At 69.5% G+C, this 12,338-nt stretch carries 12 protein-coding genes; 2 read left to right on the top strand and 10 right to left on the bottom strand.

The window, feature by feature from the left end; all coding sequences use genetic code 11:
* Positions 1-80: 80 nt before the first annotated feature.
* Positions 81-2,483, top strand: coding sequence for a phosphoketolase (locus OC439_RS16575; protein ID WP_262014192.1), 2,403 nt, complete (start codon positions 81-83; stop codon positions 2,481-2,483).
* A gap of 65 nt (positions 2,484-2,548) precedes the next feature.
* Here the strand turns inward: OC439_RS16575 and OC439_RS16570 are convergent, their stop codons facing one another.
* The 9 genes from OC439_RS16570 to OC439_RS16530 form a co-directional block, all read right to left on the bottom strand.
* Entirely contained in the window at positions 2,549-4,513 is a 1,965-nt protein-coding gene (locus OC439_RS16570) for a right-handed parallel beta-helix repeat-containing protein (protein ID WP_262014191.1), read from the bottom strand.
* Between the two features lie 66 nt (positions 4,514-4,579).
* Complete coding sequence (locus OC439_RS16565) at positions 4,580-6,238, bottom strand: CocE/NonD family hydrolase (protein WP_262014190.1); 1,659 nt, start codon at positions 6,236-6,238, stop codon at positions 4,580-4,582.
* Between the two features lie 3 nt (positions 6,239-6,241).
* Positions 6,242-7,111 (bottom strand): carbohydrate ABC transporter permease, encoded by an 870-nt coding sequence (locus OC439_RS16560; protein WP_262014189.1) that lies wholly within the window; start codon positions 7,109-7,111, stop codon positions 6,242-6,244.
* Positions 7,108-8,061, bottom strand: coding sequence for a carbohydrate ABC transporter permease (locus tag OC439_RS16555; protein WP_262014302.1), 954 nt, complete (start codon positions 8,059-8,061; stop codon positions 7,108-7,110). The genes OC439_RS16560 and OC439_RS16555 overlap by 4 nt, the downstream gene beginning before the upstream one ends.
* A gap of 71 nt (positions 8,062-8,132) precedes the next feature.
* Positions 8,133-9,392, bottom strand: coding sequence for an ABC transporter substrate-binding protein (locus OC439_RS16550; RefSeq protein WP_262014188.1), 1,260 nt, complete (start codon positions 9,390-9,392; stop codon positions 8,133-8,135).
* A gap of 432 nt (positions 9,393-9,824) precedes the next feature.
* Entirely contained in the window at positions 9,825-10,121 is a 297-nt protein-coding gene (locus OC439_RS16545) for a hypothetical protein (protein WP_262014187.1), read from the bottom strand.
* Between the two features lie 93 nt (positions 10,122-10,214).
* Positions 10,215-10,511 (bottom strand): hypothetical protein, encoded by a 297-nt coding sequence (locus OC439_RS16540; RefSeq protein ID WP_262014186.1) that lies wholly within the window; start codon positions 10,509-10,511, stop codon positions 10,215-10,217.
* Positions 10,512-10,543: 32 nt separating this feature from the next.
* Positions 10,544-10,816, bottom strand: coding sequence for a hypothetical protein (locus OC439_RS16535; RefSeq protein WP_262014185.1), 273 nt, complete (start codon positions 10,814-10,816; stop codon positions 10,544-10,546).
* Entirely contained in the window at positions 10,816-10,962 is a 147-nt protein-coding gene (locus OC439_RS16530; protein ID WP_262014184.1) for a hypothetical protein, read from the bottom strand. Before OC439_RS16530 ends, OC439_RS16535 begins: the two co-directional genes overlap by 1 nt.
* A 113-nt stretch (positions 10,963-11,075) precedes the next feature.
* On the opposite strand from OC439_RS16530, the gene OC439_RS30300 reads away from it, so the two are divergent.
* Complete coding sequence (locus OC439_RS30300) at positions 11,076-11,450, top strand: hypothetical protein (RefSeq protein WP_315985939.1); 375 nt, start codon at positions 11,076-11,078, stop codon at positions 11,448-11,450.
* A 284-nt stretch (positions 11,451-11,734) separates the two neighbouring features.
* Here the strand turns inward: OC439_RS30300 and OC439_RS16520 are convergent, their stop codons facing one another.
* Positions 11,735-12,172, bottom strand: a complete 438-nt coding sequence (locus OC439_RS16520) for a hypothetical protein (protein WP_262014309.1) — start codon at positions 12,170-12,172, stop codon at positions 11,735-11,737.
* Positions 12,173-12,338: the final 166 nt, after the last annotated feature.

Raw genomic sequence — 12,338 nt, 5'->3', positions numbered from 1 at the left:
GGCCCGCGGCCCCCCGTGGCCGGACGCCGCCGGGCCTAGGCTAGGTCCGGACAAGACGAGATCAGTGGAAGGGAAGCACGGTGACCGCGGTCGAATCCGAACTCCGTACGCTCGCCGAACTCGACGACACCGAACTCGCCCGTCTGGACGCGTGGTGGCGGGCGAACAACTACCTGACCATCGGTCAGATCTACCTGCAGGGCAACCCACTGCTGCGCGAGCCACTGTCGGCTGAGCACATCAAGCCGCGCCTGCTCGGCCACTGGGGAACCAGCCCCGGCCTGTCGCTGATCTACGCGCACGTCTCCAGGCTGATCCGGCACACCGGCCAGCAGGCGATCTACCTGGCCGGTCCGGGTCACGGCGGGCCGGCACTGGTGGCCGCCGGCTACCTGGAGGGCACCTACAGCGAGATCTACCCGGACGTCAGCCAGGACGAGGCCGGGATGCTGCGCCTGTTCCGGCAGTTCTCCAGCCCCGGCGGTATCCCGTCGCACGTGTCGGTGACCACCCCGGGTTCCATTCACGAGGGCGGTGAGCTGGGCTACGTCCTGGTCCACGCGTTCGGCGCGGTCATGGACAACCCGGACCTGCTGGCCATCGCGGTGGTGGGCGACGGCGAGGCCGAGACCGGGCCCCTGGAGGGCTCCTGGAAGGGCGTGTCCTTCCTCAACCCCGAGCGCGACGGCGCGGTCCTGCCGATCCTGCACCTCAACGACGCCAAGATCTCCGGTCCCACCGTGCTGGGGCGCAAGGACCCCGAGGAGGTACGCCACCTGCTGCGGGGCCACGGCTACGACGTCATCGAGGTCGAGGGCTCCGACCTGCCCGGCATGCACCACCGCTTCGCCGCCGCCCTGGCCACCGCCTGGACGAGGATCCGCGACATCCAGACCGCCGCCCGTGACGGCTCCTGGGACGGTACGCGTCCGACCTGGCCGCTGATCGTCCTGCGGTCGCCGAAGGGCTGGACCGGGCCGGACACCGTCGACGGGGTCACCGTCACCGGGACGTGGCGCTCCCACCAGGTGCCGCTGTCCGGCGTCAAGGACAATCCGGAGCACCTCGCGCTGCTGGAGCGCTGGCTCAGGTCGTACCGTCCGGAGGAGCTGTTCGACTCCACCGGCGCGCCCTCGGCGCTGGTCCGGGACCAGGCCCCCGACGGCGACCTGCGGATGAGCGCCAGCCCGCACGCGAACGGCGGGCTGCTCACCCGGGACCTGGACCTGCCGGACTTCCGTTCCTACGCGATCGAGGTGTCCCAGCCGGCGCAGCAGCGGGCCGAGTCGACGCGCAAGCTGGGCGAGATGATGCGCGACATCTACGCCCGCAACGCCGACCGGTTCCGGTTGTTCTGTCCGGACGAGACGAACAGCAACCGCCTCGGCGGCGTCTTCGACGTCTCCGACCGCGCCTTCATGGAGCGGGTGACGCCGGACGACGTGGCGATCAGCCGCGACGGCCGGGTCATGGAGGTGCTCAGCGAGCACAACTGCCACGGTTGGCTGGAGGGCTACAACCTGACCGGCCGGCACGGCATGTTCGCCACCTACGAGGCGTTCGCCATGGTCAGCGCCTCGCAGACGGTGCAGCACGGCAAGTGGCTGCAGGAGGCCAAGCACCTGCCGTGGCGCGCGAAGGTGCCGAGCCTCAACGTGCTGCTGACCTCGACGGCGTGGCGCAACGACCACAACGGCTTCTCCCACCAGGGCCCGGGCCTGATCCAGGTGGTGCTCACCCAGCGCGGCGACGTCGCCCGGGTCTACCTGCCGCCGGACGCCAACACCCTGCTGTCGGTGGCCGACCACTGCTTCCGGTCGCGGTCGTACATCAACCTGATCGTCATCGACAAGCAGCCGCAGTTGCAGTACCTCTCCATGGACGAGGCGATCGAACACTGCGCCCGCGGGGCGGGGATCTGGGAGTGGGCCGGCACCGACGACGGCACCAGCGACCCCGACATCGTCCTCGCCTGCGCCGGCGACGTCGTCACCATGGAGACGGTCGCGGCGGCGCAGATCCTGCGGGACCGGCTGCCCGGTCTGAAGGTGCGCGTCGTCAACGTGGTCGACCTGATGACCCTGGTCCGGCCCAAGGACCACCCGCACGGCATGAGCGAGACCCTGTTCACCGAGCTGTTCACCGACGACGTCGACGTGGTCTTCTCCTTCCACGGCTACCCCGGCGCGATCCACCAGCTCGTCCACGGCCGCCCGGACGCGGACCGGTTCCGCGTGCGCGGCTTCATCGAGCAGGGCACGACCACCACCCCGTTCGACATGACGGTGCGCAACAAGGCGTCGCGGTACCACCTCGTGATGGACGCCATCAACAACGCCAAGCGTCTGCCGCGCGGTGCGGCGGACCTCAAGGCGTGGTGCCGCAGTCAGCTCGACCGCCACGAGGCGTACGTGGTGGAGCACCTGGAGGACATGCCCGAGGTCCGCGACTGGGCCCTCGGCGACTGGGCCGAACGCGGCTGAGTTCGATGCGGACGGTGGCGCCGGCCGGCGCCACCGTCCCCGTCCGCGTACGCGCGGGTCCGCCGTCAGAACACGCGTGTACGGCGTGTCCCGGACGCAAGGCCCGCGATCGGGCCGACGGCGCCGTCCCGCCCGGGTTGCCGGGGCTCGCCCGTGAGGTCGACGTCCATCACGGCGGGGCTGCCGTCCGGCTCCTCGAACTCCGCGTCGGCGCACCGGACCCGTTCCAGGTCCCGGCCGGTGACCACGCCGACCCGGGCATCGTCGAACGCCTCGGGGAGGTCGGTGACGAGCCAGACTCCGTCGCCCTCGTCGACGACCGTCGCCGACGCGGCACCCAGCACCAGTGGCTCGTGCTCACCCTCGAACGGCCGGGCCCCGGCGGCGTAGGCGTTCGTGCGGGCGTACACCGGTTGGCGCACCTCGACGTACTTCTGCTGGTCGCTCGGCGGCTGGTCGGCGAGGCGGGCCAGGTACTCCGCGAACGACGCCGGATGCCCGTCGTAGCCGGCGGTGCCGGCCAGCGGCGGCCCCGCGCCCTCCGCGCCCGGGCCGTAGGCCGCGCCCGGGTCGCCGCCCAGGAAGAGGTTCCCCACGTACCTGTCGTCGCCGCCGTAGATCACCGCGTAGCCGGCCACCTGCGTGCTGTGCGGCAGGTGGTACGGCGTCGCGCGGTCCAGCACCGGCTCCAGCCGCACCGTGCCGCAGATCAGGTTGCAGACGAAGGCGCCGCCCTGGCTGAACAGCTCCAGCGCGGCGGGCGAGCCGAAGATGTTGTGCTCGACCAGGTAGGGGCCGTGGCTGACCTCGACGAAGAGGTCCCGGGAGTTGTCGTGGTAGACGTTGCGGGAGAGCCGGGCGCCCTGCGCCTGCCAGTCCAGCCAGGTGCCGAGCGAGCAGTCGTGGATCCGGTTGTGCCGGATCACCACGTCGATGGCGGCGTGCAGCTTGATGCCGGCGATCTCGTAACCGTAGAACTCGCGCTTCACGCCGATGCGGTGGATGTGGTTGTCCTCGATAGTGGAGAACGCACATCCGAGGTGGCCCACAATCGCGTTCTGGCCGCAGTCGTAGATGGTGTTGCGGCGGATCACGTGCGAGCCGATGTGCTCCCGGTCCCACCCGATCCGGCGGGCCGCGAAGACCGACTCCACCTGGTACTGGTAGCCCGGCTTGTCACCGCGCAGAGCCGAGAAGTTCCGCCCGGTCGACCCCTCCTTCCCGATCGAGATCGCCGCGCACTTGGCGTCGTGGATCACGTTGTCCTCGATGACCCACCCCTTCGCCCAGCCGGGCCCGATCAGTCCCGGCTGGTCGGCGGTCGGCGGCGCCCACGGGCTGGCCGCGTGCGCCAGCTCGAAGCCACGGACGGTGATGTAGTCCAGGTGCGGCTGGTCCGGGTAGAAGACGCTGCGGCGTACGTTGATCTCGACCAGTTCCGTGTTCGGGTCGGCGCCCTGGAAGTTGGCCCAGATCGTCGTCCGCTCACCGACCTCGGCGTACCAGACGAGCCGGGTCCGGTCGGGATCGCCGACCGGACGGGGCAGTCTGGTCCAGTCGTCGACGACCTCGGTGCGCCGGGGCGGATCGTCGACCTCCGCCCGGCTCCCCACCTCGAAGAAGCTCAGGCCGTTCAGGTAGACGTCGCCGAGGTGCCGGCGTGGCGCACCCGGGCGGTAGACGATCCAGTCGCCGGTCACCTCCTCGGCGAACGGGTTGAACGAGCCGAACAGCGCGTTGTCGACGACCGCCCGCCACACCGTCCCGCCGAGCGGCTCCCAGCCGGTGACGCGTTCCGATCCCTTGATCACCACGTGCTCGCCCGGTGCCGCCTCGTAGGTGATGCGGCGGGAGTCGCTGAGACCGCCGTGGCGTGGCTTCACCCACTCGCGGTACTCCCCCGCGTGCACCACCACGGTGTCACCGGGCTGCGCGACGCCCGCCGCCCGGTTGATCGTCCGGAACGGCCGCTCGGCGCAGCCGTCGGCGCGATCCGAACCGGTGATCGCCACATGGAACACGGATGTCATCCGGGGAGCCTCCTCGTCGATTGATGGAGATGCCTTCGGCGCGGCGGCCGGCGCGTCCGCGCCAGTTCACGTCCACACCGGCAGGTCGATCGCGGACGGGTGGACGCCGTCGTGGGAGATCTCCTGCTGCGCCCGTACGGTGGTGGTCGCGGTGGCGGCGGGTTCGCCGGTGCCGGGGTTGCGGGCGTAGCGCGGGTGCGCTCCGGAGCTGACCTGCACGGCGATGCGGTGGCCGGCGGCGAAGCGGTGGAACGCCGGCCACAGCGGCACGTCCAGCTCGACGAAACCGTCCTCACCGGGCCGCGGGTCGGCGACCGCGGTGCCGACGCCGCCGATGCGGCGGATGCCGTCGCACACGCTCATCGAGCGGCCGTCGGGGTGCACGTCGCAGATCCGGATGAACACGTCCGCGCTGGCCGCCGTCGAGCGGAACCGGACCCGGGCGATCGGCTCCCCGGCGAGGACGACGGCGTGCTCCAGCGGTGGACTGCGGAAGACGACCACGTCCGTACGGCGTTCGTGGGCGCTGTTGTCGACCGGCCCGCAGGACGGACCCAGGCCGGGACCACCGAGCGCGGGCGTGGGCCGGTCGGGATCGTATGTGTAGCGGGTGCCGCCCCCGCCGGGGCGGGCCAGGTCGAGCAGCCCGGACCGGTGCAGGTACCACCGCCGCACGGCGGTGCCCGGCGGTGGCCACGCGGGCAGGTCGTGCCACTGCCGCGCGCCGGTGAGGAAGGCGCGCACGGGCGCGGGCCGGCCCGCCGGTACGCCGGCGAAGTGTTCCTTGAGGAACGCGATCGACTCGGCGAGGAACGGGCTCTGATCGGTGCGGTGGCCCCACGGGCCGATGGTCAGCCGGGGCGGGCGACCGGCCGCGACGAGTTGGGCGTAGGTGCGCAGCTGCCAGGGGAGGAACATGTCGTACCAGCCGGTGGCCATGTAGACGGGCGCTGTCACGTCGGGCACCGACGCGGTGTGCGACTGCCGGGTCCAGTAGTCGTCGGTGAGCTGCTCGTGAGCCAGCCAGTCCTGGTACCAGCCGATCGGGTGGCCCGCCACCGCCGTGTCGCCGTGGGACAGCGGCAGGACGTCGACGGCTTCGGCCAGCTTCCGGTCCGGCCGCCGCGCGAGCCGCGCCCGGACCAGGGCGCCGCGCATGCCCCGCAGGGCCATCAGTCGCGACCAGCCGAGCGAGCCGCCCAGCGAGAAGACGCCGTTGGTCCAGGTGACCGCGCCGAAGTCAGCCATCGTGACGTTCAGGCACAGGGCGTCAGGGGCGTTCCCGGGGTCGTCCCGGCACATCCGTCCCGCCACCGCCCACTGGGTGTAACCGAGGTAGCTCTCGCCGTACGTCGCGACGGTGCCGGTGAACCACTGCTGGCGGCGTACCCACCGGTGGGTGGCCATGCCGTCGCGCTGCTCGTCGAGCTGCGGCCGGAAGGTGCCACCCGAGCCACCGGTACCGCGGCAGCTCTGCACCAGCACCGTGAACCCCTCGCCGGCCAGTGCCGGCGCGTCTGTGAGCGAGCCGTGCCGGCCGTACGGCGAGCGGATGACGATCGTGGGCAGCGGCGGTTCCACCGGGCCGCGCGGCAGGTAGAGGTCGGCGACCAGGTCGACGCCGTCGTCCATCGGCACGCGCAGCCCGCGCCGCACCGTGACGGGGTACGGGCTGCGGCGGGCACTCCGGAGCCGGCCGGTCAGTCGGCGGCGGAGGCTCGTCATCCCTCACCCCTTGAACGCGCCTTCCATGATCCCCTGCACCAGACGGCGCCCGACGAAGACGAACAGCACCAGCAGCGGAATGGTGGCCAGGAAGGAACCGGACATGGCCAGCCCCAGATCGATGTCCCGGTTCTGCTGCAGCGCCTTGATGGCGATCTGGACTGTGTAGTTCTCCGGCGACTTCAACACGATGAACGGCCACAGGAAGTCGTTCCAGGCGTAGACGAACGTGAACAGCCCCAGCACGTACGCCGCGGGGCGGACCAGCGGGAAGGCGATCCGCCAGAAGATCTGCCAGGTGGTCGCGCCGTCCACCCGCGCCGCCTGCATCAGCTCGTCGTCGATGGTGCTGCCGATGTGCTGGCGCATCCAGAAGATGCCGAACGCGCTGACCAGCCCGGGAACGATCACCGCCTGGAGGCTGTCCACCCAGTCCAACTGGGAGATGATCAGGTACTGCGGCACCACTGCCAGCTGCGCCGGCACCGTCATGGTCAGCACGACGATGAGGAACAGCGTGTTACGGCCCGGGAAGGACAGCTTGGCGAAGGCGAAGCCGGCCAACGCGCAGAGCACCGCCTGACCCACGGCGATCGTGCCGGCGACGACGAGGCTGTTCAGCAGGGACTGCACGAACGGCACGATGGTGAAGACCAGCTCGGCCAGGTGCAGGAAGTTGCCGCCGGGTGTGAGGGTCGGGGGAAGAGTCGTCGCGGTGGCGGAGTCCGTCGTCGCCACCACGAACATCCAGTAGAGCGGGAAGACGCTGACGAGCGCCATGAGGGTGAGCAGCGCGTACACCGGGATCGGGACGCGGTTGGCCTGGCGCCGCCGGGCCCGCCGGGGCGCGGCGGTCGGTGCTACGGGCTTCATGGGCGCTCCGAACGGATTCGGGTGGTCAGCAGATAGTTGAGTGCGGAGAAGGCCACCACGATGACGAAGAGCGCGACGCCGACCGCCGCCCCGTAGCCGAAGTGGAACTGCCCGAAGGACTGCTCGTAGAGGTAGAGGGTGACGGTCTGGCACTGCCGTGCCGCCCCGCACGTGAGTCCGCCCACCGGGTTGACCAGCAGCGGCTCGGTGAAGACCTGCAGCCCGCCGATGGTCGACGTCACGACGGTGAACGCGATGATCGGCCGCAACGAGGGGATGCTGATGTGCAGGAACTGCTTCCAGCCGTTCGCGCCGTCGGCGGCCGCGGCCTCGTACAGTTCCCGGGGCACCGCCTGCAGCGCGGCGAGGTACAGCAGTGTGTTGTATCCGGTCCAGCGCCAGGCGATCATCGTGGCGATCATGATGTGGCTGCCCCACAGCGACGCCGTGAAGTCGATGTGCTCGAAGCCGAGCAGTCCCAGGAACCAGTTGATCATGCCGTAGTCACGGTCGAACATCTGGGCGAAGACGATCGTCGTGGCCGCCACCGAGGTGACGTAGGGAACGAGCACCGACATCCGGAACAGGGCGGCCAGCCGCAGCCGCGCGTGGTTGAGCAGGTGCGCCAGGCCGAGCGCCAGAAGCAACTGCGGCACCGTCGACAGCACCCAGATGCTGAACGTGTTCCGCAGCGCCCCCCAGAAACGGGGGTCGTCCAGCAGCTCGGAGAAGTTGTCCAGCCCCACGAAACGGTGCTCGCCGATGGGATCCCAGTCGAACAGCGAGATGTAGAAGGTGAACAGCAACGGGAAGAGGCCGAAGATCAAAAAGAGCACGAAGAACGGCGAGATGTACGCGTACGGCGCCAGGAACTCCCGTACGCCCTGCTGGATCCGCCGGTTGCGAGCGGGCCTCCGGACGTCCGGTGGTACCGGGGCCGGGCCGAGCATGGTGGTCAAAGCGTCACCCTCCCGATGGGCGGCGGCCGGGCGGTACCCGGCCGCCGCGCATCAGCCCTCGGTCATTCGCGTACGGCGTTCTTGACGTTCGTCAGCGCGGTGTCCCAGGCCTTCGCCGGGTCCACCTTGCCCTGCTCGACACTGGTGAGCGTGTTGAGGAACTCGGTGCCGATGGGGCCGTCCTGCGGACCGAAGTAGAAGGGCTTGATCCCCAGCACCGACTGGGTGTAGATCTTGCCGATCGGTGCGTTGCTGAAGAACGGGTCGGTCTTCCCGACCAGCTGCGGGTCCGTGTAGACCGACGGGGTGGTGGGCAGCGACCCCTGCATCAGGAAGTGGTCCAGCTGCCCCTTCGGCGACTGCATCTCGGAGATGTAGTTCCAGGCCGCCTTCGCGTTCTTGGCGCGCTTGGGGATCGCGAGGAAGCTGCCGCCCCAGTTCCCCGAACCCCCGGGAATGGTGGCGATGTCCCACTTGCCGTTCGTCTCGGGGGCGTTCGTCTTCATCTGGCTGAGCATCCACGACGGTGAGCACACCACCGCGTAGTCGCCCTTCTTCATCGCCGCGCTCCAGCCGGACGAGAACGACCCCTGCTTGGCGGAGATGCCCGCGCCGAAAGCCTTCAGCGTCACGTCGAACGCCGCCTTGACCTGCTCGTTGTCGTAGTCCAGCTTGCGGTCGGCGCTGTAGTAGCGCTGACTGCCCTGGTTGACCGCCTGGAAGAAGACGCTGGTCGGCGTGTTGTCCACGAACGGCTTGCCGGTCTTCTGGACGTACGTCTTGCCGACGTTGATGAACGCGTCCCACGTCGGCCAGAGCTTGGAGACCGCCTCCCGGTCGGTGGGCAGCCCGGCCGCCTTGAACAGATCGGTACGGTAGGCCACCGCCAAGCCGCCCACATCGGTCGGCACACCGATGATCTTGCCGTCCTTCGTCGTCGACTGCGCCATCACCCAGTCGAGGTAGTTGCCCTTGATGTCGTTCGCGCCCAGCGTGGTGAGGTCGACGAAGTTGTCCGGAGACTGCATGAACTTCGGCAGGTCGTCGGCCTGGATCAGCACCAGGTCGGGCACCTTGCCCCCGGCCAGCGCGGCGGTGAGCGCCTGCGCGGTCTCGGTCGTGCTGCCCACCTCGGTGAGCTTGATGCGCACTTCGGGGTGCGCCTTGGTGTAGACGTCGACGTCGGCCTTCTGGTTGATGTTGGCGAACGACCAGAACTCGAAGGTCTTCGAGTCGGACTTGCCGTCTGATCCGCCACAGCCGGCGAGGAGGAGCACGACGGCGGCCATGACGGCTGTGGTGGTGGTCCGGACGCGTTTCAACGGCCCTCCAGCGGTGTGATCGTGAGCGGCGGTGGTGGGGTGGCGGCGACGAACCAGGGCGACGGCCTGTCCACAGCGCGGGCACGCCGGCGGGCCGGTCGTCGCCTCGTCGTCGGTCAGCTCGACGTCTCCGAAAATTATCGAGATATTTGCATGTCACGATCTCGTGCGCTGAGGCTACTAAGTGCCCCGACATCCGTCAACAGGGCTGCTGCCAGCAAGATCGCATGACGACAGGGCGGATTCCCGATCGGCACAGCGCCGAAAGTTTCGGGGCAGGCGGCACGAATCTGCGCGAAGGATGTCACCGGCGGCTCGCTCGTTCACGTCCCGACACGGCCCGGCAACGGTCGCCGGGGCCGCCTCGGGCCGGGCCCCGGCCGACGAGGCGCGTGCCGGGGTTCGGGGCGAGTAGCACGGCCGCCGGATGCTCTACCCGCCGGAGGCATCACCCCGGCCGGCCTCCTTGAAACGTGCCAGCAGCGGCCAAACAGGGGTGAAATCGTCGTCCTGCCAGCCCGGTGCAAGCGCTCGGCTGACATTGATGTACACCGGCCCGTAGGACGTGTTCAGCCGCCAGTTGTCCCACTGGTCCAGGTCGTGCTCAGCAAACCGCGCCACCAAGCGGAACATGGTTGCCACTTCGGCGTCGGTGAGCGGGCCTCCCGGATGTTCTCCCATCTCGGCAGAGTGCCATCGGTGGGTCGACAGCACCAAGCCGACGCCCACGCACCTCGATCCTGGTCCGGACGACGATCCGATCACCGACCCGACGCCGGGCCGCGGTCGGGCAGCCCTTCACCCCCAGCGCCTCGGACCGGCCTATGCCGCCATCCGCACCGGCAGCAGCACCAGCACGACGGTGGCGGCGACGGCGAGCACGACCCGGGCGGTCCGGAGGCCCCGCCACCAGGGGAGCACCCAGAGCAGCAACCAGATGCCGCCGGAAATCGCCACATGAAGGCCGGCCACACCGAGGATCGTCTCCTCGCACAGGTTGTACGGCTTGCTCTCTGCGCACAGCGCCGGCGTCCCGTTGTTCTCGGCCGCGAAAGTCGCCAGTACGCCGGCGACGCAGGCGAGTACCGGCGCGGCCACGAGGGTGAACAGCGGTGTCACCAACCACCCGGCGAGGTCCCGGCTACGGTCCACTAGCCGCCCCACTGGCAGAGGGCGACCCGCGGGCGCCCGGACTGGTCGAGGACCTTGCCGTCGAACGATCCCGCAGGACATGCGGTCACCTGCAGCGCCAGGTCGACGTTCGGCTGGAGCACGCCGGTCTCGCTCCCGGCGGCGAGGCGCAGCACCCGCACGCCGGGCGGCCGGACCGGCACGTCGACCTCGCGACCGATGGTCGCCGGGTCGATGGCGCCGCCGTCGGCGAGGTGGATGACAGCTGCGGCGTTACCTGTCGGCGGGGCCATCAGCAGCAGGTGATCGGCGTGGCGACGGCTTCCGCCTGTGCCGGGGCGACCGCGAGCAGCGCGAAAGCGCCGACAACGAGAACGACGGCAATGGCCGAGTGCTGCGGAACGGCGAACCTCCGGTTGTGCTGGTCGCTGATTGCCACAGAGCGAGTATGCATGATGAGCGCGACATCGATGTCCCGTGAGGACGCAAGCGGTCAGCTCCCCTACCGTCGCCCTCGGCGACCTCCGAATCCGGGACGCCGGCACCGGACGCTTGGACCCGTTCCTGCGCGACATCGCCAAGGACCGCCCCTCAGCCGCCAGAGGCGTGGGAGCCGTGCTCAATCAGGTGTTCGCTTCGGCCGTACGCCGCGACGCCATCCCCCACCAGCCGGTGGTCGGGGCGGCGACTCACGTCCTCATCGACGAGAGTCGGATCCCTGACCACGTTCCGCTGGTCAAGGCTTCTCCTTGCCGGGACGGCCGGATTCGAACCGACGACCCCTTGACCCCCCGGAAATCGCAAGGCGGTCCGGTGCTGATCGCACCGCTGGTCGGCGGTCTGACGGTGTTCACTGTGGTTCCGATTGGTGTGGCCGGTTGCTGTACTTCGCTGCGGCAATCCTTCAGCTGTTCTCACCTTCAGTAGCGCTGCCCTTAACGAGCGCTCTCGAGCACACCGCTTCAGGAGCAGCCAGCCAAGCGAGTTCTGCTGCGGTGCCGATTCACACACACAGCGGTTGGTGCCAGTGTGCGATCCAGTTCGTCGGCGTTCTTTCCGGCGTCGCGGAGGCTGACGGGTGCCAGGCGAGCACACGCAGACAGGCTTTTCGGCCGCTACGAGCAGCTCGCACCAGTTCGGGTGCCGACGTGTAGAGCGCTGTCCTGAAGGAGCGTCTTTGTGGGCCAGGCCGGCCGACGGACTCCAGGGCTCTAGAGATCATCGGGCAACCAGTGTGGATCGAGGCTCTTGCCGTGGCCTTGAGGGCAGGTTCCGTAGCCAGTGCTCGAGACGCTCCAGTGCTGATAGCAGAACGAGGCGTCGCATTGACCGCAGAATCCGGCATCGTCGTAGAAGCCCGCACTGGTGACGGCGGCGTACCGGTACGGCTGGGTGAAGGCGGCAGCGATCCGATCCACATGCTCCAGGTCCACCGGCAGACCGGATCCGTTGCCCGCCGCGACCCCAGTGAACAGCAGCCACCACTGCTGGCCTCCGGCGCGCTCTCGGGCAGCGTTATAGGCGTCGCGCTGCGCCGGTGACCAGCGCGGCCAGTCTGCGGGCCGGGTACCGGGTGCGACGAGTTCGATGCGTGCTGCCGGTCGCCCGCACACCGCGCACGGTGGTTCTGCTACGAAGGCCTCGAGCATGGCTCATCCTCTCCCTGTTGACCGCGGCGACCGTGGTGCCCAGCATCCCGGCGGTCTCCTCGGCGGAGTAACCAGAGGACATCACGCAGCAGCAGTACGGCACGCTGCCGCGGCCGCAGATGCCGCAATGCGGCGACGAGCGCGAGTTCCATGGTCTCCCTCGCGA

The sequence above is a fragment of the Micromonospora sp. Mcm103 genome, from assembly GCF_024519755.1.
Classification (GTDB): Bacteria; Actinomycetota; Actinomycetes; order Mycobacteriales; family Micromonosporaceae; genus Micromonospora; species Micromonospora aurantiaca.
This window is presented reverse-complemented; position numbering and strand designations above follow the sequence as displayed.